The organism is Streptomyces sp. NPDC048383, from assembly GCF_040651775.1.
Lineage (GTDB): Bacteria > Actinomycetota > Actinomycetes > Streptomycetales > Streptomycetaceae > Streptomyces.
This window is the reverse complement of sequence record NZ_JBEZKS010000005.1, coordinates 83,700-108,881: the sequence shown is the minus strand read 5'-3', so window position 1 is coordinate 108,881 and position 25,182 is coordinate 83,700. Positions and strand designations below refer to the sequence as shown.

Sequence of the window (25,182 nt, the reverse complement as noted above, 5' to 3'; positions counted from 1 at the left end):
AAGCCTCACCGGCAGAAGTGGCGTCGGGCATACTTCTGCCGGAGAGGTACGGCGTTCCGGCTGGGCCGCCCTGACCAGGGGATACGCAGACATGGACAGCGGTACACCGGCCACCGGCGGATTCGGCGCGCTCCTGCACGGTCTGCGGACGGGAGCCGGGCTCAGCCAGGAGGAGCTGGCGCACGGTGCGGGGGTGAGCGTACGGGCGCTGTCGTCCATGGAGCGCGGCCACACCCGGGGCCCGCAGCGCCGCACCGTGCAGGCCTTGGCCGCAGCCCTCGGCCTGGACGCGGTCGCCGCCCAGCGGCTGGAGCACACCGCGAGCCTGGGCCGTCCCCGCCCCGCCCGCGCGACGCAGGCCCCGCCGGCCGCCGCCGCAGGGGATGCCGTGGCACCGGCGGGCGTGCCCGATCTGCTGCCGCGCGCGCCGCGCGGCTTCCACGGTCGGGCGACGGAGCTCGACGCCCTGTCCCGGGCCGCCGCGGACGAGGCGCCCGTCTGTCTGGTCGTCGGGCCCGCCGGCGTGGGCAAGACCGCCCTCGTGCTGCACTGGGCCCACCGGTGCCGGTCCGGATTTCCCGACGGGCGGCTCTACGCCGACCTGCGCGGTTTCGGCGACACGGGCGGGCCCGCCCTCCTGGAGGTGCTGCGCGAGTTCCTGCCGGCGCTCGGGGTGCCGCACGGCCGGATTCCGGAGTCGGCGAACGCCGCGGCCGCGCTGTTCCGGTCGCTCGCCGCCGACCGCGGGCTCCTCGTCGTCCTCGACAACGCCCGGGACTCCGAGCAGGTCAGGCCGCTCCTTCCCGGCGGTCGCCGCTGCGTCACCGTCGTCACCAGCAGACACCGGCTGTCGGGGCTGATCGTCACCGACTCGGCCCGGCCCGTCGCCGTGGACGTGCTCGGGCCGCAGGACGGCACGATGCTCCTCGCCGGGGTGCTCGGCACGGAACGGGTGCGCGCGGAGCCCGAGGCCGCGCGACGGCTGGCCGCGCTGTGCGGCGGGCTGCCCCTCGCCCTGCGGGTGGCAGGAGCCCGGCTCGCGCAACGGCCCGGCTGGTCGCTGGACGCGATGGCGGACGAACTGTCCGACGAGACGCGCCGACTGAGCCTGCTGGACGTGGAGGACACCGGTGTGCGAGCGGCGCTGCGCGTGACCCTGCAACAGCTTCCGTCCGAAGTCTCCCGTCAGTTCGCCCATCTCGGTCGACACCCCGGCACGCACGTCGACCGGTATGCGGCGGCGGCCCTGGCGGACACCGACCCGGCAGCCGCCGAAACCGCCCTGGAGCGGCTGGCCGTCGCACACCTCGTCACGGAGACGGCGCCCGGACGATGGACGATGCACGATCTGGTGCGGCTCTACGCGCGCAGCCTGGACGTCGGGCCCGACGCGCTCAAGCGCGTGCTCGACCACTTCATCGCCACCGGCCTCGCCGCGGTGGCGGCGGCCGAGCCCGGCAACGAGGAGTGCTTCCCGCTGCCGCCGGACTTCCTGCCGCCCGCCGCCGTGCGGGAGTTCGGCGATCGATCCGCCGCCGTGGCATGGTACGCGGCCGAACGGGACGACCTCACCCTGGCGGTGGCCGCCGCGCACGCCGCCGGACTGCACGGCAGGACCTGGCGGATCGTCATGACGCTGTGGCCCCTGATCGTCTGGCGGGTACGGGACGGCTGGGTCCCGCTCCTGGAGACCGGGCTCGCGGCGGCACGCGCCGGCGCCGACCGGTACGGCGAGTCACGGGTGCTGAACGTGCTCGGCTGGGTGCTGATCGAGGAAGGACGCATCGCGGATGCGCTGACCCGTCTGGGGGCCGCTTGTGCGCTCGCCTCCCGGGCGGGTGACGCGGTGGCCGAGGCGAACGCCCTCATCGTTCTGGCCGTGGCACAAGCGGCGCTCGGCAAGCTGGACGAGGCCGCCGAAGGATGCGAGCGGGCGGTGGAGCTGTCGCGCCGGGCGGAGGACCGGACCATCGAGCGGCTGGCGACCCAACACCTCGCCCGCCACCGGGCCGACGCCGGGAATTGGCGCCAGGCCCTCGACACGGCGACCGAGGCGCTGGCCTTCGACGACCGACCGGGCACGTCCGACGTGCCCCGGATCCTCCTCCTCGTGGTGAGGGGGGAGGCGCTGCTGGGTCTCGGGGACGAGGCCGAGGGCCTCCGGCAACTCGACCTGGCGGCCCGGGAGGCGGAATCGTGCGGCTACGACGACGGCGCGGTACGGGCGCTCCGCGCCCTGCTGCGCGCATCGGCCGATGAGGGACTTCAGGCACGATACGAGGCGGCCGTCGCGCGACTCACGACGCGGACGTGACGCGGCGACCGTCTCGGCCGGGCAGCAGCGCATCCGCGAAGGCGGCGGCCGGTCGACCTTCTGAGAGGACGTCACCATGCGCGTCCCGCCCGGTCACGCGCCCTCCGCTGACCGGGCACCGGCCGGAGTCCCTGCGGTAAATGGCTGGCAGGTGCATGACGAGTGAGGGAGGCGGGGGGCTACCTTCTTAGGGCTCCGGAGGGGCGGCCGCCCGAACGCGCGTGCCACAGGCGGGCGGTGGCGGCGTCTCCAGTGCCCCGGCTCCGCCGAGGGGTCGGGTCCCCCCACGCGTGAAGGAAGACAACCATGTCTCTGGGCATCTGGCTGAAAGCAGGCACCTCCGCCGCCGCGCTCGTCCTCGCCGCGGCAACCGCCGCGACCGCGGCACCCGCACCCGCTCCGGACGCCACCGCGGCAGTGGTGACACTCCGTTACGACGACAGTCGGGCCGTCGGCTGGGAAGCGGCCGTCGCAGCCGGGGTCGCGTCCTGGAACGCGAGCGTCGGCAACGTACGGCTGGTGGAGGCCGCCCCCGGGGTCCGGGCCGAGATAGTGATCGTCGCGACCACCGGCTGGCCGCAGGCCAACCTCGGGCCGGTGCGTCCGGGGCGACAGGTACGAGTCGAACTCGGTGCGCAGGCCGTGAGCCAGGGCTACGACAAGACGCGCATCGCCGCGCACGAGCTGGGCCACAGCCTGGGCCTGCCGGACACCAAGCCGGGGCCGTGCACCCAGCTGATGTCCGGGTCCAGCGCCGGGACGGCCTGCACGAACGCCGTGCCCAACTCGACGGAGCGGTCCCGCGTGCAGAACGCCTACGCGAACGGGCTCGTGGGGGCGGTCCCGGCCGACGGCCGGGTACTCATCGACGCCCCCTGACCATCGGGGTGGGCGAGTGGGCCGGTGCGGGGGCCCGACCGGAGGTCGGGACTCCCGGAGGGCAGCCGTGCCGGTCCACCACCACGCCTTCATGAGGAAGCGGCTCCGGGCGCGGGTGCCGCGGCTCGGCGGTCACCTACGACCGCCCCTCCGTTGCGGGCGGGCGGGTCCTGCCGCGCCCTACCCCACCGTCCTCCCACACCCGAGCAGGCTGGAGTACTACGCGCGCGGCGTCCGTCGGCCCACGCCCCACTCGCCGAGCGGCGCGACGAGGTCGGAATCGGACAGCTGGTATCCGATGGCCACCGTCGCGTGCGGGGCGGGGACGAAACGGGGCCGGCCGCGGTCCGCCTCGGACGCCTGACCGGAGGCCGCGGCCGCGGCCGCGATCACGACGGCACCGGCCACGGCCGTGGCACCGGCAACCAAAAGGAACTTCTGCTTCATGCTGGCTCTTGCCTCTCGTTGTGCTCGACACGTCCCGCTCTTCATTCCTGGACCACGTGGGGGGCCAGGACAGGGGCGCTGTGCGCCGGCGGCAGGGGCGACCGCCGGTGCGGGGGCAGCGCCCCTGCGGCAGGCTCAGTCGATCACGGCGGACGGGTACGGTCCCAGGCAATTCCACCGGCAGAAGTACGGTGGCGTTCTTCTGCCGGGCGTCGGATCCACCGTGCCGAATCCGACCCCGCCGCGAACCTCGGCTTCCCCGCCGCCGCCCCGATCGCCCGCGCCGCGCACCGGCCCGACCTTCGGTTCACCCCCGTCAGCGAGCAGGGACGCGCCGGCACCTGACGTGCCACCCTGGCGCGGAGTGCACCGCGCGCCGGTGCGCCCGTACGGTGTAGACCCGACGGGACGGCCGGTGTTCCGCGAGGAGGAATCCACCGCTTCGGCCGGCGGGCCCGTACGGTCGGGTCAGGCTGTGCTGATGAGGGGAGATGCTGGTGGAGGCGCCAACGGTGGCGGTGCGGTCCGAGACGGGCGGCGTGTGCAGGGTGGTGTGCTCGGGAGAGTTCGATCTGGACTCGATCGGCCTGCTGGCGGACGCCTGTGACCGCCAGGCCGCCGACGCCGACCTCCTGGTCGTGGACGTGGCCGGGCTGACGTTCGCGGATTCGGCGTTCCTCGGTGTGCTCGTCCGCCTGCGCCACACCCGCCGGCTGGTTCTCGCGGGCCCGGTGCCCGGCCAGTTGCGGCGGCTGCTGGAGATGACGGGCGTCCTGCCCCTGTTCGAGATCCGCGACGACAGCACACCGGCCTGACCCGGCGCTGCCCAGGGCGCGCGTCCCGGCGGAGGCTGTCCGGGCAAGGCCCAGGTCCCCACTCCGGGGCGGGCGGGGCGCGCCAGTGCGGGGACTGAAGCACGGCTGGATCCACGCGGAGGGCTTCGCGATGCCGACACCGGTGGCAGTGTGGCTGACCGATGATTCTGCCGCGCCGTGCTGGTCTGTACGTCGCATGCCGACTCACAGGAGGCTGACGCCGTGCGGAAACTGACCTTTGCCATGAACGTGAGCCTGGACGGATACACCGCCGCGCCCGGCGACGACCTCGGCTGGAGCGTGCCGAGCGACGAGATGTTCCAGTGGTGGTCCGACCGGGTGGCCGCGACGGGCCTGGCGCTGTACGGGCGCAAGCTGTGGGACGAGATGAGCTCCCACTGGCCGACCGCCGACCAGCAGCCGGGTGCCACACCGGCGGCGATCGAATACGCCGGGCGCTGGCGGGACATGCCGAAAGTGGTGTTCTCCTCCACGACCGGCACGGTCGACTGGAACACCCGTCTCGTCACCGGCGACGCGGTCACCGAGATCACCAGGCTCAAGGCCGAAGACGGCGGCCCCATGGACATCGGCGGTGCCACACTCGCCGCGGCGGCCATGCGGGCCGGGCTGATCGACGAGTACGTGATGCTCACCCATCCGGTCCTGGTGGGCGGCGGCACGCCGTTCTTCACAGCCCTGGACACGTGGGTGAACCTGACCTTGAGGGAGACCCGGACGTTCCCCGACGGCCTGCTCCTGACCAGGTACGAGACCAAGCGCTGAGCCTCCCGTGGCCGAAGCCCCGATGCGGCATGGGTGTCGACACGTACTGTCGACACGTACTCGGGGACCGCGCCCCTCATCGCCGACCGCCGATTCATGGACCGCGCGCAGGTGTGAGGCGTACGCGAACGACCAGGCCCGCCGGCTGGCTCAGCCTCGGCGAGGGCGACATGGCGGAGATCTCCGCACTGGACCGGGGCGAGCGGACCGGCCCCGACCCCGACCGGTTCAACGGCTGCGCCCCTCCTGCCACCCCGCGGCGCCGGGACTGATCCGCGCTCGGCGGGGCAGGCGCGGGGCGCGCGCCCCCCGACGAGCGGAGTCCTGTCGTGACCGAGTCCCCCCAGCCGCCCGTACAGCCGGATCCGCACACCTACCGGCGGGCCGCGGACTACGCGGCCGCGGCCCTGATCCACCTCCAGGACAACGTCCTGCTGAGGGAGCCGCTGCGGCCCGAGCACATCAAGCCGCGTCTGCTGGGCCACTGGGGCACCTGCCCCGGCATCACCATGGTCTACACCGCGCTCAACACCCTGGTCCGCGAGCGCGGCGCCGACGTCCTGCTCGTCACCGGACCCGGGCACGGAGCGCCCGCCCTGCACGCCAACCTCTGGCTCGAAGGGACCCACGAGGACCACGACCCGGAACTGGCCAGGACCGAGGCCGGCCTGCGCACCCTCGCACGCCGCTACTGCGCCCCCGACGGCTTCCCCAGCCACCTCTCCCCGGCCGTGCCGGGCACCCTCCACGAGGGCGGCGAGCTGGGCTACGCCCTCGCGACCGCGTTCGGCGCCGCACTGGACGCCCCCGACCGCATCGTGGCCTGCATCGTCGGTGACGGCGAGGCGGAGACCGGACCGACCGCCGGAGCCTGGCACTCCACCAAGTACCTGGACCCGGTGAGCGGGGGAGCGGTACTCCCCGTCCTCCACCTCAACGGCTTCAAGATCTCCTCGCCCACCGTCTTCGCGACGATGTCGGACGAGGAACTGACCGCCCTCTTCCGCGGATACGGATGGGACCCGCGGATCGTGGACGCCACCGACGATCCGCCGGCAGACCCCCTCGGGGCCGCGGTCCTCGACGCCCACGCCGCCATCCGCCGACTCCAGCAGCGTGCCCGCACGGGGGACGAGCCGGTCCGCCCGGCCTGGCCCATGATCGTGCTGCGCAGCCTCAAGGGCCAGGGCGCGCCCGCCGAGGTCCAGGACAAGCCGATCGAGGGCACCTTCCACGCCCACCAGGTACCGCTGCCCGGCGTCCACGAGGATCCCGAGCAACTGCGGGCCCTCGAAGGCTGGTTGCGTTCCTACCGGCCGCAGGACCTGTTCGACCGTGAGGGACGCCCGCTGCCCGACGTCCTCGCCGCCGTACCGGAGGGCGCCGCCCGCATCGGCGCCCAGCCCGCCGCCAACGGGGGACACCTGCGCCGGCCGCTCGACCTCCCCCCGCTGGAGCCCCACGCCGTCGACCTGCCCCGGGGGCCCGGAACGGCCGACGCGAGCCCCACCCGCGCCCTCGGCGAATGGCTGGCCGAACTGATGCGCACCAGCGCCGAGAACCGGGACTTCCGCATCGTCTCGCCCGACGAACTGGCCTCCAACAAGCTCGACGCGGTCCTGCAGGTCAGCGGCCGTGCCTACGTCTGGCCGGCAGAGGGCTACTCCGAGGACCTGACCCGCGACGGCCGGGTGATGGAGATGCTGTCCGAGCACAACTGCCAGGGCTGGCTCCAGGGCTACCTGCTCACCGGCCGCCACGGCCTCTTCCCCACCTACGAGGCCTTCGCCGCGGTCGTGGACAGCATGGTCAACCAGTACGCGAAATGGCTGAAGGCCTCCCGCGACGTCCCCTGGCGCACCTCGGTGAGCAGCCTCACCTACCTCCTCACCAGCGAGGGATGGCGTCAGGAACACAACGGCTACAGCCACCAGGGCCCCGGGTTCATCAACAACCTGCTCAACCGGAAGAACACCGTCACGGGCGTCTACCTGCCACCCGACGCCAACACCCTGCTGGTCACCATGGCGGACCTGCTGGACGAGACCGGCAAGGTCAACGCCGTCGTCGCGGGCAAGCACGACGCCGCCCAGTGGCTCGACCTCGACGCGGCCCGCGCCCACTGCCGCGCGGGCGCCTCCGTGTGGGAGTGGGCGAGCACCCACGGCGGCGAGGAACCCGAGGTCGTCCTCGCCTGCGCCGGAGGCATCCCCACCGTCGAGACGCTGGCCGCCGTCGACCTGCTGCGCCGCGACCTGCCCGACGCCAGGATCCGCTGCGTGAACGTGGTGGACCTGTGCGCCCTCGCGCCGCCGGAGCGCCACCCCCACGGGATGGCGGAGGACCGCTTCCGCGCCCTGTTCGGCGAGGACGTCCCCGTCGTCTTCGACTTCCACGGATACCCCTCGGCCGTGCACCAACTGCTCCACGGCCGCCCGCACCCCGAGCGGTTCCACGTCCGCGGGTACGTCGAGGAGGGCACCACGACCACCCCGTACGACCTGCTCACCCTCAACGGGACCTCGCGCCACGACCTGGCCGCCGCCGCACTGGCGTACACGGAGAGCCGCTCCGGCCGGTCCCGGGACCTCGCCGAGCACTACCGGCGGACCCGCGACCGGCTGCGCGCGGAGCTGCGGCGCACCGGCGTCGACCCGGCCGAGATCACCGGATGGCGGTGGCCCGTCTGACGGTTCCGGCCCACCGGGCGTGCGGGAAGGGCCCGGACTCGTCGAGTCCGGGCCCTCCCTCACGCAGGCGGCCGTGGCCGCGCCGGATCAGCGGCGCGGGCCGTTCCTGCCCTCGCCACGGCGGCCGTTCTTGTCCTCGTCGTAACGGACCTGCTCCTTGCGGACGGTCTCGGAGACCTCCTGCTGCTCCGTCACCCTCTCGGTCTCCAGCCGTACGCGCTCGACCGGCACGGTCTCCTTGCGCGTCACCGCGCGTTCGGCGTGCAGGGTCACTTCCTTCTCCGCCTCACCGATGCCGCCCCTGACCCGCTCGCCCTTGCGGATGGGCTCGCGCACGACGCGGACCTCCTCGTGGCTGACGGGGACGGTGGTGGTGACGTTCTCGGTGACGACGACCTTCTTCAGCCGGGCGCGCCCGACCTCTTCGTTCGTCGTACCCACGCGCAGCCGCTCCTCGGAGCGGACCACCTCGTCGCCGCCGCGGCCCTCGCGCGGCTCGTCTACGTACGTTCCCGTGGCGGTCCCGGGGGCGTCCACGGCGGTGCGGCGGGCCTTGCCGTTGCCGTTGCCCTTGCCCTTGCCGTTGTCGTGGGAGCCGGGCAGGCCGTAGTGCTGGTACAGCCTGCGCTCCTCATCGACGTCCAGGTGCTGGTCGGCGTCGACGCGCGGAGCGTCCTTGACGAGCTCCTTGGCGTGCGGGACGTGCAGGGCCTCGCCGTCGCTGCGGGCGCCGGCCAGCGGGACGAACGACTCCTTCATGCCGAACCAGCCGGTCTTGACGGTGACCCACTCGGGTCGGCCGGTCGCGTCGTCGCGGTACACCTGGCCGATGCTGCCGATCTTCTCACCGTCCGTGTCGTAGGCCGTGAGGTTGATCAGCTGCTCGGTGCTCAGGAATCCGTTTCCAGCGCTCATCGGTGCATTCCTCCAGTGCGGTACGGCACGTGGCGCGCAGCGACCTCGATGTCCCGCGCTCACCTCGTGCCCCTCCCCAGCCCGCACCCCGGGGCGCCCGCCCGCAACCGCTCGGCGACACCGGAACGCGGGAGGAGGCGCTGCCGGACCTGCGACACACGGTGTGTCGCAGGTATGACGTGTAGTGACCGCTCTGATCCGAACGGGTGAACGCGTGAACGGGTATCGGCGCCACCGGTGCAGCGCGTGCGCGGCGAACGTGGCGAACCAGGCGACGGCGATGGTGGGCCGTACGAGGTCCAGCAACTCGGCCGTGGCGGTGCGCGGGTCCAGGAGCCGCCCCTCCGGGTCGCGGTACCAGGCCACCGTCTCCAGGGCCGAACGTTTGGTGACGGCCTCCGGCTGGGTCCCGCGCACCCGTGCGATCAGGTCGGCCAAGGCCTTCTCCTGTCGGGCACGGGCACGGGCGCGGCGGGCGCGCACATGGCGGGGCCCGGGAACGGCGAACCCGTCCACCATGGCCGTGCAGTCGCGTGCCGGCTCCGAGGCCGCCGAGTCGCTCAGGGGGAGCCCCGCCCAGTCGCACACCGCCCGAGCGAGGACATCGGCGATCAGGTCGAAGAGCACCACCCTGAGTTCTGACCACCCTTGCGGACTCCCGGCGCATCCGGCCGCGCAGCTACGCGAACCCGTACATCAAGAGGCCGAGGGTGCTGTCGTTCCACGGAGCGGCGGGATTCCTGGAAGGGGTCATGCGGCGCGGCTACCCGATGCGATGTACAGCACACCCATCACCCGCTCCTCGAAGCGGAGTTGGGTGCCCGGGATGACGGGAGCCGGCAACCGTGTCGATCGGTTCCGCGCAGTCGCTTCGCCGGCCTGCCGTGCTCAGTCGCTCTGCGGCGAACGTCCGCCGGCCGGCAGCCGCCGCGTGACCCGGTCGAACAAGTCCGTCAGGGGCTCGGCGATGTCCTGGCCGAACTCGGTCACCCCGTAGGTGACTTGGGGTGGTGTCGTCGGTTCGACCTCGCGCCAGAGCAGACCGTCCTGGACCAGTGCGCGCAGCGTCTGAGCGAGCATCTTCTCGCTGATGCCCTGAATGCTGTCGCGCAGCTCGAAGAAACGCAGGTTGTTGTGCCGCAGGGAGATCAGAACCCAGATCCCCCACCTGCTGGTCACATGGTCGACCACGTCCCGGGCGGGGCAGTCGGTGTGAAACACCTCATACGGCCGGCCCGCCTCGGCCTGCGTCAGCTGCGCGCCTTCCTTCATGTCCGGAGCTTACCTCCGGGTATGTCCTTACGGAAAGTAAGTCGGCCTCCTAGCGTCGGTTGTCACAGCGCACAACTGACCAGGAGCAGAACATGATGGTGGTGACCGGAGCTACCGGGAACGTGGGCCGGCCTTTGACGCAGGCCCTGGTCCAGGCGGGCGAGCAGGTGATGGCGGTGTCGCGACACGAGGCGGCGGTGGCGAACGGGGTCCGGCACGTGCGGGCCGACCTGTCCGAATCGCAGGGTCTCGCCGCAGTGTTGGAGGGGGCGACGGCGCTGTTCCTCCTGCTGTCCGGCGACCTGCACGCCCCCGAAGCCAGGCCGACCGAGATCATCGATCTGGCCGAGGCCGGCGGGGTCCGCCGGGTCGTCCTGCTGTCCTCGCAGGGCGTGGCCACCAGGCCGCTCGGCCCGTCGCGGATCGCGATGCGCGCGGTGGAGGACGCCTTGCGCGGGTCCGGCATGGACTGGACCGTCCTGCGGCCGGGCGGCTTCGCCTCCAACGCCTTGGCCTGGGCTGAGTCCGTCCGTACCCGAGGCACGGTCGCCGCGCCCTTCGGCGATGTCGGGGTTCCGGTCGTGGACCCGGCGGACATCGCCGAGGTCGCGGCGGCCTGCCTGCTGGACGACCGGCACACCGGCCAGATCTTCACGCTGACCGGTCCCGAGGTGATCACGCCGCGCCGGCAAGCGGCAGTCATCGCCGCCGCGCTCGGCGGGCCGCTGCGGTTCCACGAACTCACCCGCGAGGAGGCCAAGGACGCGATGACCCGGTTCGTTCCGCCGGAGCTCGCAGACGACACCCTCGACATCCTTGCCGCCCCGAACCCCGCCGAACTGCGGATCAGCCCGGACGTGCAACGAGTCCTCGGCCGCGGCCCGCGCCCCTTCGACAACTGGGTCGCCCGCAGCATCGCCGCGTTTCGCTGAGCCGCGACTCAGCCGAGTCGACGGCACCGCCTCCAGGACGCCGCATCCAAGGACAGCGGCACCGCGCGCGGGGTCTCCCGGCCGGAGCGGTGACAGGAGCCGGGCCGCGCACGTGGACTGCCGGAAGCGGCCTTACTGGGTGCGCTGACCCCTGGCGGGCCCGCACCGCAGTCCGACGCCGTGGCCGTGCGGCTCGGAGAGACCGGGGGCGGGCGGATCCGGCACAGCCACCGGCGCGCGGACCGCCGGCCGCGTCGCACGGATCTGCTCGCACACCCCCGACCCCGCGAGGCGGTCCGCGAGCGAGGACACACGCTCGCGGACCGGCTCCGCGACCGGCGCCGACGACGTACGAGCTCTGATCGGGCCCGCCCCCACGAAGGAGGAAGGAGAAGCGAGAAGCCCTGGGAGACCGAACCCCCTCACTCGCTTCGTACACTCGTCCCGTGGACGGGATGAAATGCACGTACTGCGGCGCCGTCGGACTCGAACCGGGTTTCGTCGAGGACGCGGGGGAGGGCTCGCGCGGCTACGCACGCTGGATCGCCGGGACGTTGGAGCGTGGTCTGTTCGGGGGCGCCAAGCGGCTGGGCCGGCCCCGCCGCAGGATCGAGGCGTACCGCTGCTCCCGCTGCGGCCACCTCGCACTCTTCGCCACCGAACCCGTCTGACGGTGCCCGGAGGGGACCTCGGCGCCGCGCGCTCCGGCGGCCCCGCGGGATCACCACCCGCACCGAGACGCCTGCCACGGGCGAGAGTTCGCACAACCCGAAGAGGCTCACACCGTCCTTGAGCAGAGGCGGCCACCGCCTGCCCCGGGCACCTTCAGCCCCGCGCAGGTCGTGTGAAAAAATGACCGATGGTCCTGCCCCGCCCGGTGGGGAAGGGAATGGGAGACCACCGTGACACGCTCGCCCCGGCTCGCCGCCGCCGCTGCCCTCGTCCTCTGCTTGTCGGCCATGGCCGCATGCGGCACCACGCAAGCCGGTGCCGGCGCGGTCTCCGAGAGCGCGCCCGTCGCCGCTCCGATCCCCACGGACCCCGTGGCAGCCCATGACAAGGACTTCCCGGGGATAGCGGCAGGCTGCCCCGCGACGGCCGCGTCGGAGCCCGCGCCGACCGAGCCTTCCGCCCTGCCCACGGATCCCGAGGCCGCCAAGTACGCCGAGAACCACGCCTACCGGCAGACGACCCGACTCACCCCGGCGATGCGCTGCCGGGGCGACGCCCACGCCCTGCGCATCCGTCAGGCGTTCACCCGGCCCGGCGCCACCACGCCCACCGCCGAAGCGGAGCTTGAGTCCGTGCTCAAGGGACTCGGCTACCGCTCGGACAGGCACGACGCGCACGTCTACCGCACCGGCGGCGCGCTCGCCTTCACGCTCTTCATCCCCGGCGCCGGCCCCTGCGTCACCGGAACACCCACCGATCCCGACGGGATCAAGGCCCACGGCGCCTACGGGGAAGGCGGCTGCATCGCACCGAGCGGCGGTCACTGACTGAATCGACCGGTGGTCGCGCGGGGCGGACACGTACACCTCGACGTCGACGCGGGTGTCGGGGGGCGCAGGCGCTCACAGGCCCCGCAGCGGCCGGTTCGCTGCGGGGCTGTCAGCTCACGCGAACTCCGAGCGGCCGGGGTCAGCCCTTGACGGTCGGCACGTTGGGTACGCAGAAGAGGCCCTGCAGGTATCGGAAGACGATGTGCTGGCCATCGGGACACCAGCCCTGGTTCGGGTCCTTGTCGAACGGGATGCCGTCGTACACGCCGCGCGTGCAGAACGCCTTGGCGTCACTGTTGTAGCCGCCGAAGAAGCCGCCGTTCTTGAAGCACTGGTCGGCGGTGACGGTGGTCGGGGTGGCGGCGGAGGCAGTCGCCACGGGTGCGAGGGCGAGGGCGGCCCCCAGAGCGAGGGCGGCCGAAATGCGGTATCGCATGACAACTCCTTTATGTGGTGGACAATTTGGCAGAAGCCGCCACTCATGTTTCCCGCCCAGCAACCCACGGGCCACACGTCCCGACCCCTGTTCCGCCCCTGAAGCCCCCTCAACCGGACCCAAGAGCCGCCCATCGCCGGCCCTGGCGGAGCCCGCCGGGTGGCTCCTCCGAACCGCGAAGCGGGCGGGGCGTTGCCCCCGGGCAGGGGCCGTCACCGCCCAGATCGTCGAAGAGGTCGACACGGAGTTCCCGGGACTCGCCTGCTGGTAGCAGCGGCGAGCCTCTCCCGTGCCCTGCAGGGGATTGGGCCCCTCAGGGCCCCGGGGAAAGGCGTGCGATCCGAGGTTGGAGATCGCCGGAACGGGCCATCGGCCATGGATCGAGGAGACCGTTGCCGGTCCCGCCTCCCCGCTCCGGCACACTTTCGACTTGCCTGCCAGGAAAGTCGAAGGTAACTTTCCTGGTGGGAAAGCAATCGAGATCGGGAGAGTAGTGATCATGGGCACGCCAGTGGATGCCGAACAGGCATGGAAAGACCTCCAGCGCATCCGGGTGCCGCAGGAGCGGGTGTACGACGAGTTCGAGCGCTCCGCGTCCGGCGGGCGCGGCATGGCCTACGGCACGGCCGCGCTCATGTGGGTGTTCCTGGCCGGCGTCGGCTTGGACCTGCCCGGGTGGGGCGTCGGACTGTTCATGGCCGCCTACGTCGGCCTGTTGAGCGTTCTGATCGTGATGAGCAGCCGGAGGAACCGGATGCAACTGCACCACACGCGCTACCCCGGGCGCACGTGGGCGGCGTTCGGTGTGACGGCGGTGCTGGTCGGCGGGACGATCGTGCTGGTGGACCTCCTGACCGAACCTCTGGAGCCGATCTACGCCGGCCCCATCCAGGCCACGGTCGCGGTGGCCGTCTACCTGCTGTCCCTCGGTCCTGTCAACCGCTGGGCGGTCGACGCGGTGCGGAGCGGCGGCAAACCGACCGCCGACCAGGAGGCGGGCCGATGAGCACCCCCACCGGCTTCGATGAGCTGATCCACCCCGCCACCCGCCTTTCGGTGGTCGCGCTGCTCGCCGCCACCGAGTGGGCGGACTTCGCCTTCATCCGCGACAGCCTCTCGCTCAGCGACTCCGCGCTGTCCAAGCAACTGCACACCTTGGAGGGGGCCGGGTACCTGGAGACCCACAAGGAGGGCGGCGGCCGCAACCGCCGTACGAAGGTACGCCTGACGGACCGCGGCCGCACCGCCTTCAAGGGGCACGTGGCGGCACTCCGAGCCATCGTCGACGGCGCCGGACCCGCGATGGAGGCCGCCCGACAGCAGCCCCACGCGCAGACCGGCCGATGACGGCGTACGGGCGCACCGACGTCCAGCCGGTGATCCAGGTACGCGATCTGACCATGGCGTACGGCGATGTCGACGTCCTGCGCGGCATCGATCTGGACGTTCACCGCGGCGAGGTCTTCGCGCTGCTCGGACCCAACGGCGCGGGGAAGACCACCACCGTCGAGATCCTGGAAGGCTTCCGGCAGCGCTCCGGCGGGGAGGTGAGCGTCCTCGGCACCGACCCCGAGCGGGGCGGCGACGCGTGGCGGGCCCGGATCGGCCTGGTCCTGCAGTCCTGGCGCGACCACCGCCGTTGGCGGGTCGCCGAGCTGCTGACCCACTTCGCGACCTACTACCCCGACCCACGCGACCCGGCCGAACTGCTGGCCCTGGTCGGCCTCACCGACCAGGCCAGCCAACGGGTGGACCGCCTGTCGGGCGGGCAGCGCCGGCGCCTCGATGTCGCGCTCGGCATCGTCGGGCGCCCCGAACTCCTCTTCCTCGACGAGCCGACCACCGGCTTCGACCCTCAGGCGCGGCACGAGTTCCACGTCCTGGTCGAACAACTGGCCCGCGACGAGGGCGTCACCGTCCTGCTCACCACCCACGACCTGGCGGAGGCCGAGCGGCTCGCCGACCGGATCACCGTGCTGGTCGGCGGCCGGATCCGGGCTTGCGGCACACCTGCGGAACTGGCCCGGCGCGCCGCCGCCCAGGCCGAGGTCCGCTGGACGGCCGACGACGGGACGCCCCGCCGCGAACGCACGGCGGAACCCTCACGGCTGGTCTGGGAACTCCACCGACACGCGGACGGCCCGATCGCCGACCTGCAGGTCCGCCGCCCGACGCTGGAGGACACCTACCTGCACATGGTGCACCGGGAGGCCGGCGGCACGAACACGGACACGATTACGGACACCATTACGGACACGGATGCGGATGCGGACACGGACGCGGAAACACCAACCGCATGAGGGGACACCGATGACGAACCGGGCGAACAGCTGGCGTGCCGGACTCCAACGCGGCGGAATCGAGCTGCGGCACTTCCTGCGCAACGGCAAGGAGATGTCCGGCCAGCTGACCAACGTGGTCGTCGCGGTGCTCGTCGCCGCCTACCTCAGCGACGACGTGCCAGGCACCCGAACCCCGATGTCTCATCTGGTGCTGGCGGGTTTCGCCGCCTACCTGCTGTTCCAGGTCGGGCTGATCAACCTCCCGCAGATCCTCGTGACCGAACGGGAAGAGGGCACCCTACTGCGGCTGCGCGCCACTCCCGGCGGGATACCCGCCTACCTCGTCGCCAAATGCCTGCTGGTGGTCGTCCTGGCGGTCGGCACCCTGGCGCTGCTCCTGGTCGCCGGCGCCCTGCTGGCGGACGGACCACTACCGCGCGGGCCGGGTGACTGGCTGACCTTGCTGTGGGTCACCGCCCTCGGGTTGCTCGCCGTCGTACCCCTCGGCGCGGCCATCGGCGCCGTCCTGCCCAACCCCCGCGAGGCCCTGGCACTGATCATGCTGCCGACGATGGGGCTGCTGCTCACCTCGGGGACGGTGTTCCCCATCACGGCACTGCCCGTGCCGGTCCAACAGGTGGCCTCGGTGTTTCCGCTCAAGTGGATGGCGCAGGGCCTGCGTTCGGCACTGCTCCCGGACTCGGCACGGACCGCCGAGCCGGCCGGTTCCTGGGAACTGCCCACGGTCGCCCTGGTCCTCACGGCTTGGGCGGTCCTCGGGTTCCTCCTCGCGGTACCGCTCCTGCGCCGCGCCGCCCGCCGCGAGTCCGGCTCGCGGCTGACCGCCCGCCACCGCAAGGCGGTACGGAACGGCGCGCCGGCGGCGTAGACGGCCTCGCGACCACCGGGCCACGCCGCCCCCGGGATCTCTACCTCGGTGACCGGGCCCTCGCGCTGGAGCGGCCGAACCTCGTGTGGGAGCGGCCGAAGGTCCATCCGGCCGCACCCCTGCCCTGGGACGCGACGGACAGCAGCGGGGGATCGGGCGTCATCCGAGGTCGGGGTGGTGGCGGGCTCGGTTCGGAGCGCTCTTTCAGCTGCCGGCGAGTTCGCGGACCGTTGCCATGTCACTGAAGGGGATGAGTTCCTCGCCGATGATCTGGTGGGGTTCGCTGCCCTTCCCGGCGATCAGGACGGTGTCGTCCGGACCCGCCGCGGAGAGGGCGAAGGCGATCGCGAGCCGGCGGTCGGTGAACCGGTGGAACGGTGTGCCGGTCGAGGTGAGCCCGGGGGCGATCTGGTCGAGGATCGCTTCGGGGTCTTCGGTGCGGGGGTTGTCCGAGGTGAGGACGCACAGGTCGGAGTGGGCTCCGGCGATCTCGCCCATCTCCGCGCGTTTGGTGGTGTCGCGGTCTCCGCCGCAGCCGAAGACGGTGATGACCCGGCCGGTGGCGTAACCCTGGATCGTGGTCAGGACGTTGCGCAGGGAGTCGGGGGAGTGGGCGTAGTCCACGATCACCGAGGTCCTGCCCGGGGTCTCGAAGCGTTCGAACCGGCCCGGGATCGGAGGCATCCGGGCGAGCGCGGCGATGAGCCCGGCCAACTCGTGTCCCAAGGTGTGGCAGGCCGCCACCGTGGCGAGCGCGTTGGCCACCGCGTACCGGCCGGGCACGGGGATCGACGCCGGGTATGCGTGGCCGTCGTGGTGCAGGGTGAACCGCATGCCCGAGGCGTCCATGTCGATGTCGGTCGCCCGGTAGTCCGCCTCGACAGCGTCGAGGGCGTACGTGGTGACCGCCTCGGGCATCAACCGCTGGATCCCGGCCCCGACGGGGTCGTCGGCGTTGACCACCGCGTGCCGGCACAGGCCCTGGAACAGACGCAGCTTGGCGTCCCGGTAGTTCGCCATCGTTCCGTGGTCGTCCAGGTGGTCCTGCGTCAGGTTGGTGAAGACCCCGACATCGACGAAGGCGTGGTCCAGCCGGTGGGTCAGAAGGGCCATCGAGGTTGCCTCCAGCACCACGCCGGCGACGTCGCGGTCGCGCATGTAGCCGAGCAGGTACTGCAGGTCGGGTGCCTCCGGCGTGGTGAGCACCGACGGCGGCATCGGGATCAACTCGTCACCGATCCGGCTGCCACCCGTCCCGATGACCCCGGTCTTCGCCCCCTCGGCGATCCGCAACGCCGACTCGACCATGTACGACACCGAGGTCTTCCCGTTGGTTCCGGTGACCGCGACCACGTCCATCCGTCGTCCCGGTTCTCCGTGGTAGCGCGAGGAAGCGAGCGAGGCTGCCTTCCGGGTGTCCGCCACCCGGACCAGACAGACTCCGGAATCGGACGCCCGTACCGATGCGGGAAGGCCCGGAAGGTCGCTTTCGACGAGTACCGCCACCGCACCGCGCGCGACGGCGGCTCCCACGGACTCCGGGCCGCCCGCCCGATGACCGGGTACGGCGAAGAACAGTGAGCCCGAGGTCACCCGGTGTGCGTCGAAGGCCGTTCCCGCGGTGACCAGCACCTCGGCGTCACCCCTGAGTACCTCGTGGTCGTGCCCGGCCAGCAAGTCGCTGAGCTTCACAGTGATTCCTTCGAAAACGGCGCGGCCCTGTCGTGCGACCGTCGCCGGACGGCAGGACCGGCGGCATGCCGGAAGCTGCGGTGGTGACGTGGAACGGTCCTCGGCGAGCCGGCTGCGACGGGGCGGGTTCGGCCGTTGGACGGGGTCCTGCGGTGCGATGGAGGGGAGGAACAAGCACCCGGATCCGGGCAGCCTGAGGTCGAACAGCCTGAGGTAGAGCAGCCCGAGGTCGAGCTGCTCACCGGTCCGCGCGGTCGCGACCTTGATCGACCGGCAGAGCGGGCGGGGCCTGAACGGCCCTGTGGTACGAAGGGAAAGCCAGCTAGCCGTGGCCGTGCAGCGCGCGGAGGACGGACTGCGGCGCTTCGGCGCGGCAGGCGGAATCCAGACCTTGACGGCCGGGGATGGCGGCCGGGTACGGCGCCGTGGCAGCCCGCGGGCTCGTCGTCACCACCCCGCCGGAACTCATGAGCCGAGTGTACGGCCCCCGCGCCACGCCCCACGCCGCCCGTGATCACCCCGGAAGGCATCGCGCGCGCCGCGCCCGGAGTCGGCCATGCCGCCCGCCGATACGGGTCACCTGCCCGCCCCGGCCCCCGAGGCCCGCTGTAGGGGAGCCGGCCCCCGCCACGGGCAGGGCCAGCATGCGCATCACACAGTGCGGAGCCGGCCGACCACGCACCCGGCCCCACCGGGTGGTCGGCGACAAGGGCTACTGGTTCCGCAGGATCCGCGCCCCCTTGCGCAAACGCGGAAGCGCCCGCCACTGCTGCCCCTGTTACGTCGCCGTTCACCGGATCGCGTCCGATGTCGACGGATGTGGACGACGTCGAGGGACGTCACACACGTGGCCGAACCCGTCGGAGGCGGGTGGCAAGCAGCATCGGGTCCCCCGGGCGTAGGCGCCAGTGAGGGTCCGGCGGCGCTCCGGCGTGGCCCGCCGATCAATGCCCGCCACTCCGCGCGTCGATGTCGGAGCTTGCGCGGCCGGTGGCTCGCGTCGATGTCCGGCCGTCCCTCCGCGGGCCGCGTGATTCGGCGGGAGCGGGGTACGCGCCCCATGACCATGCCATCACCCCTGCCTCAGGGAGCACTCCCGTCCCGGTCGCAGCGGCGCGGCAGGTTTGGTTCCCCGTTCCGCTCTGCCGTCAGGAGGTCATCGTGGCCGTACGCCATCAGCTCATCCGGCGCCCCCCGCGCGCCGTGTGGGCCGTACTCGCCGACCCGAACCGTTACGGGGACTGGGTAGTGGGGCCGTGTGACTCCACCCCGCTCGACAGCGCCTGGCCCGAACCCGGTTCCCGGCTGCGCTACACGATCAAACTGGGGCCGTGGGCCACCGAAGGCACCACCACGGTCCGACATCGGGAGACCGGCAAGGAACTCGAGCTGGAGGCGGCGTTCAAGTCCCTGGGTACGGCGAGGATCTTCCTCCAGCTCAGGCCCTGGGGCGAGGAGACGCTGGTCGTCTGCGACGAGCACCCGTTGCGGGGCCTCGGTGGAACCCTCCACAACCCGATCAGCGAGGCCGCTCTCCAATTGAGGCATCGCGGCATGCTGGCCCGCCTGGCCAGGATCGTGGAACAGCGGCCGCACGAGGTGCTCCATGCCTGACGCGGTGGTCATCGGGGCCGGTCCCAATGGGCTCGTCGCCGCGAATCTGCTGGTCGATGCCGGGTGGAGCGTGGAGGTCCTGGAAGCACAGGACGAACCCGGCGGCGCCGTGCGCAGTGATCGGGGGGTCGACCCGGATTTCGTCTCGGACGTCTTCAGCGCGTTCTATCCGCTCGCGGCGGCTTCTCCGGTCCTCGCCGGCCTCGATCTGGCCCGCGAGGGCCTGCGCTGGACTCACGCCCCGAGTGTCCTCGCCCACCCGCTGCTCGACGGCAGGTGCGCGGTCCTGGAGCGACGCGTGCAGGACACGTGCGCGGGGCTGGCAGAGTTCGCGGACGCGGACGGCGATGCCTGGGAGGCCCTGTACCGGACGTGGGCGCGGCTGGGTCCCGACCTCGTGCAGGCTCTTTTCACACCGTTCCCGCCGGTCCGCGACGGACTGCGGTTGGCGGGGAAGCTGCGTGCCGCGGGCGGGCTGCGGTTCGCCCGCATGGTGGCCCTGCCCGTACGACGGCTGGGCGAGGAGACGTTCGTCGGCGAGGGCGGCCGCCTGCTCCTGGCGGGCAACGCGCTGCACGCCGACCTGGCCCCCGAGGCGGCCGGCAGCGGCGGCTTCGGTTGGCTGATGTCGATGCTCGGGCAGAGCCACGGCTTTCCGGTCCCCGTGGGCGGGGCAGGCGCCCTGACCACGGCCCTGGTCGACCGATTCCGTCGCGGTGGGGGCGTCCTTCGGTGCGGGGAGCGGGTCGCGTCCGTCGTCGTACGGAGCGGCCGCGCGGTCGGGGTCAGGACCGAGGGCGGCGAGGACGTGCCGGCGGGCCGTGCCGTGCTGGCGGACACCTCCGCGCCCGCCCTCTACCGGGACCTGGTGGGTGAGGAGCACCTCCCTGCACGCCTGATGAGGGACCTGGAACGCTTCCAGTGGGACTTCGCGACCTTCAAGGTCGACTGGGCCCTGACCGGGCCGGTGCCGTGGTCGGCGCCCGGGGCGGTGGGGGCGGGAACCGTCCATCTCGCCGACGGCGTGGACGGCCTCACCCGCTTCGCCTCCCGGATCGCCACCGGTTACGTACCCGACGAGCCGTTCGTCCTCTTCGGACAGATGACCACGGCCGATCCCGATCGCTCGCCCGCCGGCACGGAGTCCGCCTGGGCCTACACGCACCTGCCCCAACGTGTCATCGGAGACGCCGGCGCCGACGGCATCACCGGCCGCTGGGACACCCGCGAGCAGGAAGCCATGGCCGACCGCGTGGAAGCGCAGGTGGAGCGGTACGCCCCGGGCTTCCGCGCCCTGATCGGCGCCCGCCGGATCCTGGCTCCCACGACTCTCCAGGCCATGAACGAGAACCTCCACAACGGTTCCATCAACAACGGCACCACCGCCCTGCACCAGCAGGCGATCTTCCGCCCCACCCCGGGCACCGGCCGCCCCGAAACCCCCATCGCCCACCTGTACCTGGCTTCGGCGGCCGCCCACCCCGGCGGAGGCGTCCACGGGGCACCCGGGGCGAACGCCGCACGGGCAGCCCTGCGGCGGCGCGCCCTGCACCCCCTCTTCCACCGCGCCCAACGGGTCTGACGACCTACCGCGACGCGCGGCACCCGTCCCCGCCGTCGCGTCCAGCGGGACCGACCACCGCCCCGGAGAGCCGGGGCGGTGGTCGGTGGTGTTGCGGAGTCAAGACGCCGCGGGAGCATGCGCGGGCGAACGTTGCGCACAGTTGACGGCGGGCTACGGACAGCGGCCGTGATGAGCCGCTCGGTCGGGGTCGGTAGTGCGTCGTATGTCGGCGACAACTTCCGGACAGGCGGCGCTTTCGGCGGTGCCGACGGATGGTCCCAGGCGGCCTTGTTCCAACGTCCGCTCCCGAAGCAGGGTGCGTGAGCCTTGTGGCGGCGGGTTCGAGGTGGGGCGGCGGATCCTTTCCCCAGTACTACTGATCCGCCCATGCGGGTGGACCCGCCGGACGGTGCCGGGCGGGCCTCGGCACCCGCACCTATAAAGGGGCCCGTCACATTGATCGACTGATGGGCCCTCACCATGTTCCAGGCCGCTCTGCGGGTGCTCGCCGCCGTCTCCCTCGCCTCCCTCGGCTTCGCCGCCGCCGTCTCTCCCGCCACGGCGGCCGTGTCCCCCGCCACCTCGGCGGCCGTCCGCGACGACCCGCTGACCGCGCCCTGCGGGCCCGCGGTCGAGTACCGGGCCTGGGACTGGTGGCGCACGACGACCAACCCCTCGCTGGCAGGCCCCGTCGCCGGCGCAGCGGCGTTCGAGCGGTGGCAGTGGCGCTCGGACGTCAACGCCCTGTGGCGCGGCGACACCCGCGAGACCGTGGACGAGATCTTCCGGACCGGTTTCACGCCCCGGGGCGAGCAAGTCACCCCGCTCGCCGAGTACATCGTCAAGGGTGGCGGCCAGAACAGCGCACACCTCAGCACCAGTTGTGAGAAGTGGGTGGCGCAGAAGTTCGCCACGTACGGCAGCGCGAAGACCGGCTGGGTCTACGAGATCCACGCGCCCGGCGGCATCGACGTCAACGCCACCGCCCGCCTGAACAACTACAACTCGCCCTACCTGTGGAACAAGGAGGTCGACTTCCCCGGCGGGGTCATGGGCCGTTTCATCAAGGGGGCCTGCAAGTTCCGGCTGACCCACACGGATCCACAGACGAAGGTCAACACCTACGAGGAACTCGGCTGCAAGAACAACGACGGTTTCGCGCCCTACGTGACGGACGACGCCGCATAGGGCGCGGCCCGCGGACGCCGATCCGCTCGGACAGCGGATGACCCGCCTGCCGAGGCCGGCTGTCCATCGCAGCCGACGAAAATGCCTCAGGACCTCGACCAGGAGGCGCGCTCCCGGTGCGTCGTCCGAGCGGCACTTCGAAATGCCGAAGAGGAAGGGTCCGCCGGCGAAAGTCCCGCGCTCGGCCGGCCCTTGTCCCCCGCGGTCACTTCGACCGCGGGGGCGGGGGACCGGTATGCGAGCATCGGCGTGGTCCAGCGGATACCGGGCAGACGCCGAGACATGGAACGGTCACGAGGGAGCGACGAGCGGGGTGGACACAGCCCCCACTCGGGAACGATCGCCACGGCTGAACACCCCCCGCTTCCCACCACGGTGGCCGACGCCCGCCGCCAGGTCCAGGACCTGCTGCGGCGATCCGGATTCTCCCGCGATACCCGCGCGGTGACGGACGCCCTGATGGTGACCTCCGAGCTCGTCACCAACGCCGTACGCCACGGCGACGGCCTGACCGACTTCCGCGCAGACGTGCACGGTGGCGTGCTGCGCCTCTCGGTGGCCGACCGCAATCCCCGAGCCCCGCTCTCCCGGACCGGCCCCACGGCCGTCATCCGCATAGGCGGCTACGGCTGGCCCCTGGTTCAGAGCCTGGCCGATCACCTCACCATCACCCCCTCCGGCAACGGTAAGCGGATCACCGTGGACCTGAACCTTCACTGAGCAGAGTCACGCCGGAGCGCACCTCTCAGCACCGTCCTGAGGGCTGCCGACGGCGGGTCACACCGCCCGGTTCCACGACACGAGACCGCCGTCCGCCCCGTGACGGGCGACCGACCTGCCCCTACCGACCTGCCCGGACTCTCGGAGGGAACGCTTCACTCCTGCACAGCAACTGAACTCGCGAAACCTGTTTCGCGTATTGCTTGACGGGTGTGGCTGTCTGACGCATGATCTGGGGGTCAGCACACAGCAGCGCCAGGCCGGGGTGCCTCCCCGGGCGTCGGAGCCGAGTACTTGGGGAGATGAGATGGACACCCTCACCACGCACGCAGCGGACACCACGACCGAGGCGGTGACGGAGACCCCGCAACTCCCCACGCAACTGCCCCGGATCGCCGAACCCCGCGAGGTCGCGCCGGAAGACGCCCGCGCCCTTTCGAAGGCCTTCTTCGAGCGGCTGCGCACCCTGGACGAGGGCACCCACGAGCGTCAGTACGTCCGCAACACGCTGATCGAGATGAACCTGTCCCTGGTCCAGTTCGCGGCCCGCCGGTTCCGCAACCGCACCGACGGTACGGACATCGAGGACATCATCCAGGTCGGCACCATCGGCCTCATCAAGGCCATCGACCGCTTCGACCCCACCCTCGGCAACGAGTTCACGACCCTGGCCCTTCCCTACATCACCGGGGAGATCAAGCGGCACTTCCGCGACACCACCTGGGCGGTGCGCGTCCCGCGCCGCCTGCAGGAGCTGCGCATCGCGCTGGCGCGCGGCAAGGAAGAACTCCACGCGGTCCTCGACCGCGCGCCGACCGTCCGGGAACTGGCTGAGCACCTGGACATCACCGAAGAAGAAGCCGTGGAGGGCCTCGTGGCCGCCAACGGCCACTCCAGCCAGCCCCTCGAACAGGACACGGACGAGTCCTCGGATACGGCAGCCCGGCCGCTGGCCGAAATCCTGGGCACCGAGGACCCCGCGATCGAGCTCTTCGAGGACTTCCGCACGCTCGCCCCGCTGCTGAATCAGCTCGAAGGCCGTGAGCGGCTCATCCTGCAGATGCGCTTCGGGCAGGAAATGACTCAGGCGCAGATCGGTGAGCGCCTGGGCATCTCCCAGATGCAGATCTCCCGACTCCTCACCCGCACCCTCACCCGCCTCCGCGAAGGCATGCTCGCCGACTAGCGGACGTGCCGAACGGGGCCGGAGTAGGTGCACAGGACCGGTCCCACGGTGAGTTCCGGCTCTTCGCCGGGTAGCCATACGACGACGTTCCCATCCCCGGCGCGGAGCCGGCCGCGTTCGGCCCCGAGGGTCAGCGGGGGAGTGGCGGGAGCAGGCCGGCCTCATACGCGCAGATGGCGGCTTCCACTCGGTTGCGTACGCCCAGTTTCGCAAGGACCGCGCTGACGTGCGCCTTCACCGTTCCCTCGACGAGATGGAGCCGGCCGGCGATCTCCGCGTTGGACAGGCCCGCACCCAGTGCGGCCAATACCTGCCGTTCTCGTTCGGTCAGCCGTTCCAGCGACCGGTGCGGATGTGCCGCGCGGTGGGCGCGCATCCCGGCGATGACCCGGCCGGCGACCCGCGGTGACAGGTAAGCCCCGCCCGCTCCTACGGCCCGTACCCCGTTGAGGAGTTCTCGCGGGTCATCGGCCTTGAGCAGGAAGCCGTCCGCCCCCTCTTCCAGGGCGCGGGTGACGTACTCGTCCTGACCGAACGTCGTCAGCATGATCACGCCGACTCCGGGCAGTTCCCTCTGAAGGTGGGTGAGCGCCGTCAATCCGTCGAGTGCGGGCATCTGGATGTCCAACAGGACCACGTCCGGACGGTGCCGACGGGTGAGGTCCATCGCCTCGTACCCGTCGCCCGCCTCGGCGACGACCTCGATGTGCGGATCGCGGGCCAGGATGGCCCGTACTCCGGCCCTGACCATCGCCTCGTCGTCGACCACCAGGACGCGGACCGGCCGGTCGTTCATCATCGTCTCTTCCACGTCGCGAGCCTACGGTCGTGCCGTGACCTTCTCGGCGCCGAGCCGCGCGGATACACCCAGGGGCTGATCACACCCCTGACGAAAGTCAAGGTGCTGGTGCCCCATGACGGATGGGCCGCGGTGTCGCGGCCTTCTAGCGTCGCCTGGGTACGGAAGAACGCGGCGCCGGACGGCTGGGAGGCCACCGGACGGGGGCGGCGGCGCCGGCGAACTCGCGGCTTCCGTACGCCTCGTGACGCGACCGACAA

Annotated in this window: 25 protein-coding genes and 1 pseudogene; 19 read left to right on the top strand and 7 right to left on the bottom strand. The window is 72.0% G+C overall.

What is annotated here, in order from left to right; all coding sequences use genetic code 11:
• The first annotated feature begins 91 nt into the window (after positions 1-91).
• Entirely contained in the window at positions 92-2,314 is a 2,223-nt protein-coding gene (locus AB0D46_RS06160; protein WP_362876079.1) for a helix-turn-helix domain-containing protein, read from the top strand.
• Between the two features lie 306 nt (positions 2,315-2,620).
• The gene (locus tag AB0D46_RS06155; protein WP_362876078.1) at positions 2,621-3,193 is read left to right on the top strand and encodes a snapalysin family zinc-dependent metalloprotease; all 573 of its coding nucleotides are present in this window, start codon (positions 2,621-2,623) and stop codon (positions 3,191-3,193) included.
• Between the two features lie 219 nt (positions 3,194-3,412).
• On the opposite strand, the gene AB0D46_RS06150 is transcribed toward AB0D46_RS06155, so the two are convergent.
• Complete coding sequence (locus AB0D46_RS06150; protein ID WP_362876077.1) at positions 3,413-3,640, bottom strand: hypothetical protein; 228 nt, start codon at positions 3,638-3,640, stop codon at positions 3,413-3,415.
• Positions 3,641-4,137: 497 nt separating this feature from the next.
• On the opposite strand from AB0D46_RS06150, the gene AB0D46_RS06145 reads away from it, so the two are divergent.
• The 4 genes from AB0D46_RS06145 to AB0D46_RS06130 all read left to right on the top strand — a co-directional run bounded on the left by AB0D46_RS06145 (position 4,138) and on the right by AB0D46_RS06130 (position 7,931).
• On the top strand, positions 4,138-4,455 hold the full coding sequence (locus AB0D46_RS06145) for an STAS domain-containing protein (RefSeq protein ID WP_362876076.1): 318 nt from the start codon (positions 4,138-4,140) through the stop codon (positions 4,453-4,455).
• A gap of 222 nt (positions 4,456-4,677) precedes the next feature.
• Positions 4,678-5,241: a dihydrofolate reductase family protein gene (locus AB0D46_RS06140; protein WP_362876075.1), complete on the top strand. Its 564-nt coding sequence runs from the start codon at positions 4,678-4,680 to the stop codon at positions 5,239-5,241.
• Between the two features lie 113 nt (positions 5,242-5,354).
• Positions 5,355-5,513 (top strand): hypothetical protein, encoded by a 159-nt coding sequence (locus AB0D46_RS06135; RefSeq protein WP_362876161.1) that lies wholly within the window; start codon positions 5,355-5,357, stop codon positions 5,511-5,513.
• A gap of 57 nt (positions 5,514-5,570) precedes the next feature.
• Positions 5,571-7,931, top strand: a complete 2,361-nt coding sequence (locus AB0D46_RS06130) for a phosphoketolase family protein (RefSeq protein ID WP_362876074.1) — start codon at positions 5,571-5,573, stop codon at positions 7,929-7,931.
• 87 nt (positions 7,932-8,018) lie between these two features.
• Here AB0D46_RS06130 and AB0D46_RS06125 read toward each other — a convergent pair whose 3' ends face one another.
• A complete protein-coding gene (locus tag AB0D46_RS06125; RefSeq protein ID WP_362876073.1) occupies positions 8,019-8,846 on the bottom strand; it encodes a PRC and DUF2382 domain-containing protein in 828 nt (275 codons plus the stop codon).
• Positions 8,847-9,734: 888 nt separating this feature from the next.
• On the bottom strand, positions 9,735-10,118 hold the full coding sequence (locus AB0D46_RS06120; protein ID WP_362876072.1) for a helix-turn-helix domain-containing protein: 384 nt from the start codon (positions 10,116-10,118) through the stop codon (positions 9,735-9,737).
• Positions 10,119-10,210: 92 nt separating this feature from the next.
• Between AB0D46_RS06120 and AB0D46_RS06115 the strand changes: the two genes are divergently transcribed.
• The 3 genes from AB0D46_RS06115 (at position 10,211) to AB0D46_RS06105 (ending at position 12,549) form a co-directional block, all read left to right on the top strand.
• The gene (locus AB0D46_RS06115; RefSeq protein ID WP_362876071.1) at positions 10,211-11,050 is read left to right on the top strand and encodes an NAD(P)H-binding protein; all 840 of its coding nucleotides are present in this window, start codon (positions 10,211-10,213) and stop codon (positions 11,048-11,050) included.
• Positions 11,051-11,496: 446 nt separating this feature from the next.
• Entirely contained in the window at positions 11,497-11,721 is a 225-nt protein-coding gene (locus AB0D46_RS06110; protein WP_362876070.1) for a hypothetical protein, read from the top strand.
• Between the two features lie 231 nt (positions 11,722-11,952).
• Positions 11,953-12,549, top strand: a complete 597-nt coding sequence (locus AB0D46_RS06105) for a hypothetical protein (protein WP_362876069.1) — start codon at positions 11,953-11,955, stop codon at positions 12,547-12,549.
• Between the two features lie 142 nt (positions 12,550-12,691).
• On the opposite strand, the gene AB0D46_RS06100 is transcribed toward AB0D46_RS06105, so the two are convergent.
• Positions 12,692-12,988, bottom strand: coding sequence for a hypothetical protein (locus tag AB0D46_RS06100; RefSeq protein ID WP_362876068.1), 297 nt, complete (start codon positions 12,986-12,988; stop codon positions 12,692-12,694).
• A gap of 499 nt (positions 12,989-13,487) precedes the next feature.
• On the opposite strand from AB0D46_RS06100, the gene AB0D46_RS06095 reads away from it, so the two are divergent.
• From AB0D46_RS06095 to AB0D46_RS06080, 4 genes are read left to right on the top strand one after another with little or no spacing between them, the layout of a single operon-like run.
• Positions 13,488-13,994 (top strand): hypothetical protein, encoded by a 507-nt coding sequence (locus tag AB0D46_RS06095; protein WP_362876067.1) that lies wholly within the window; start codon positions 13,488-13,490, stop codon positions 13,992-13,994.
• Positions 13,991-14,335 (top strand): transcriptional regulator, encoded by a 345-nt coding sequence (locus AB0D46_RS06090; RefSeq protein ID WP_362876066.1) that lies wholly within the window; start codon positions 13,991-13,993, stop codon positions 14,333-14,335. Before AB0D46_RS06095 ends, AB0D46_RS06090 begins: the two co-directional genes overlap by 4 nt.
• Positions 14,332-15,288, top strand: a complete 957-nt coding sequence (locus tag AB0D46_RS06085; protein ID WP_362876065.1) for an ABC transporter ATP-binding protein — start codon at positions 14,332-14,334, stop codon at positions 15,286-15,288. Before AB0D46_RS06090 ends, AB0D46_RS06085 begins: the two co-directional genes overlap by 4 nt.
• A 10-nt stretch (positions 15,289-15,298) precedes the next feature.
• The gene (locus AB0D46_RS06080; protein ID WP_362876064.1) at positions 15,299-16,159 is read left to right on the top strand and encodes an ABC transporter permease; all 861 of its coding nucleotides are present in this window, start codon (positions 15,299-15,301) and stop codon (positions 16,157-16,159) included.
• Positions 16,160-16,363: 204 nt separating this feature from the next.
• Here the strand turns inward: AB0D46_RS06080 and AB0D46_RS06075 are convergent, their stop codons facing one another.
• On the bottom strand, positions 16,364-17,851 hold the full coding sequence (locus AB0D46_RS06075; RefSeq protein WP_362876063.1) for a UDP-N-acetylmuramoyl-L-alanyl-D-glutamate--2,6-diaminopimelate ligase: 1,488 nt from the start codon (positions 17,849-17,851) through the stop codon (positions 16,364-16,366).
• Between the two features lie 322 nt (positions 17,852-18,173).
• Positions 18,174-18,320, bottom strand: coding sequence for a hypothetical protein (locus AB0D46_RS06070; protein ID WP_362876062.1), 147 nt, complete (start codon positions 18,318-18,320; stop codon positions 18,174-18,176).
• Positions 18,321-18,489: 169 nt separating this feature from the next.
• Here AB0D46_RS06070 and AB0D46_RS06065 point away from each other — a divergent pair.
• The 6 genes and pseudogenes from AB0D46_RS06065 to AB0D46_RS06040 form a co-directional block, all read left to right on the top strand.
• Positions 18,490-18,606 (top strand): annotated as a pseudogene (locus AB0D46_RS06065) (IS5/IS1182 family transposase); the annotation flags it as partial.
• A gap of 406 nt (positions 18,607-19,012) precedes the next feature.
• Entirely contained in the window at positions 19,013-19,465 is a 453-nt protein-coding gene (locus AB0D46_RS06060) for an SRPBCC family protein (protein ID WP_362876061.1), read from the top strand.
• The gene (locus tag AB0D46_RS06055; protein ID WP_362876060.1) at positions 19,458-21,047 is read left to right on the top strand and encodes an NAD(P)/FAD-dependent oxidoreductase; all 1,590 of its coding nucleotides are present in this window, start codon (positions 19,458-19,460) and stop codon (positions 21,045-21,047) included. The genes AB0D46_RS06060 and AB0D46_RS06055 overlap by 8 nt, the downstream gene beginning before the upstream one ends.
• Before the next feature lie 462 nt (positions 21,048-21,509).
• Positions 21,510-22,217 (top strand): hypothetical protein, encoded by a 708-nt coding sequence (locus AB0D46_RS06050; RefSeq protein ID WP_362876059.1) that lies wholly within the window; start codon positions 21,510-21,512, stop codon positions 22,215-22,217.
• A gap of 81 nt (positions 22,218-22,298) precedes the next feature.
• Entirely contained in the window at positions 22,299-22,937 is a 639-nt protein-coding gene (locus tag AB0D46_RS06045) for an ATP-binding protein (protein ID WP_362876058.1), read from the top strand.
• Between the two features lie 307 nt (positions 22,938-23,244).
• Positions 23,245-24,123 carry a SigB/SigF/SigG family RNA polymerase sigma factor gene (locus AB0D46_RS06040; RefSeq protein ID WP_362876057.1) on the top strand — a complete coding sequence of 293 codons (879 nt, stop codon included), beginning with the start codon at positions 23,245-23,247 and terminating at the stop codon, positions 24,121-24,123.
• 130 nt (positions 24,124-24,253) lie between these two features.
• On the opposite strand, the gene AB0D46_RS06035 is transcribed toward AB0D46_RS06040, so the two are convergent.
• Entirely contained in the window at positions 24,254-24,919 is a 666-nt protein-coding gene (locus AB0D46_RS06035) for a response regulator transcription factor (protein WP_362876155.1), read from the bottom strand.
• Positions 24,920-25,182 lie beyond the last annotated feature (263 nt).

Excerpts from the sequence above, each read along its gene's own strand:
- AB0D46_RS06160 (WP_362876079.1), top strand. The coding sequence starts at position 92 with ATGGACAGCGGTACACCGGCCACCGGCGGATTCGGCGCGCTCCTGCAC.
- AB0D46_RS06155 (WP_362876078.1), top strand. The coding sequence starts at position 2,621 with ATGTCTCTGGGCATCTGGCTGAAAGCAGGCACCTCCGCCGCCGCGCTC.
- AB0D46_RS06150 (WP_362876077.1), bottom strand. The coding sequence starts at position 3,640 with ATGAAGCAGAAGTTCCTTTTGGTTGCCGGTGCCACGGCCGTGGCCGGT.
- AB0D46_RS06125 (WP_362876073.1), bottom strand. The coding sequence starts at position 8,846 with ATGAGCGCTGGAAACGGATTCCTGAGCACCGAGCAGCTGATCAACCTC.
- AB0D46_RS06120 (WP_362876072.1), bottom strand. The coding sequence starts at position 10,118 with ATGAAGGAAGGCGCGCAGCTGACGCAGGCCGAGGCGGGCCGGCCGTAT.
- AB0D46_RS06115 (WP_362876071.1), top strand. The coding sequence starts at position 10,211 with ATGATGGTGGTGACCGGAGCTACCGGGAACGTGGGCCGGCCTTTGACG.
- AB0D46_RS06100 (WP_362876068.1), bottom strand. The coding sequence starts at position 12,988 with ATGCGATACCGCATTTCGGCCGCCCTCGCTCTGGGGGCCGCCCTCGCC.
- AB0D46_RS06095 (WP_362876067.1), top strand. The coding sequence starts at position 13,488 with ATGGGCACGCCAGTGGATGCCGAACAGGCATGGAAAGACCTCCAGCGC.
- AB0D46_RS06090 (WP_362876066.1), top strand. The coding sequence starts at position 13,991 with ATGAGCACCCCCACCGGCTTCGATGAGCTGATCCACCCCGCCACCCGC.
- AB0D46_RS06085 (WP_362876065.1), top strand. The coding sequence starts at position 14,332 with ATGACGGCGTACGGGCGCACCGACGTCCAGCCGGTGATCCAGGTACGC.
- AB0D46_RS06080 (WP_362876064.1), top strand. The coding sequence starts at position 15,299 with ATGACGAACCGGGCGAACAGCTGGCGTGCCGGACTCCAACGCGGCGGA.
- AB0D46_RS06070 (WP_362876062.1), bottom strand. The coding sequence starts at position 18,320 with ATGAGTTCCGGCGGGGTGGTGACGACGAGCCCGCGGGCTGCCACGGCG.
- AB0D46_RS06055 (WP_362876060.1), top strand. The coding sequence starts at position 19,458 with ATGCCTGACGCGGTGGTCATCGGGGCCGGTCCCAATGGGCTCGTCGCC.
- AB0D46_RS06050 (WP_362876059.1), top strand. The coding sequence starts at position 21,510 with ATGTTCCAGGCCGCTCTGCGGGTGCTCGCCGCCGTCTCCCTCGCCTCC.
- AB0D46_RS06045 (WP_362876058.1), top strand. The coding sequence starts at position 22,299 with ATGCCTCAGGACCTCGACCAGGAGGCGCGCTCCCGGTGCGTCGTCCGA.
- AB0D46_RS06040 (WP_362876057.1), top strand. The coding sequence starts at position 23,245 with ATGGACACCCTCACCACGCACGCAGCGGACACCACGACCGAGGCGGTG.
- AB0D46_RS06035 (WP_362876155.1), bottom strand. The coding sequence starts at position 24,919 with ATGAACGACCGGCCGGTCCGCGTCCTGGTGGTCGACGACGAGGCGATG.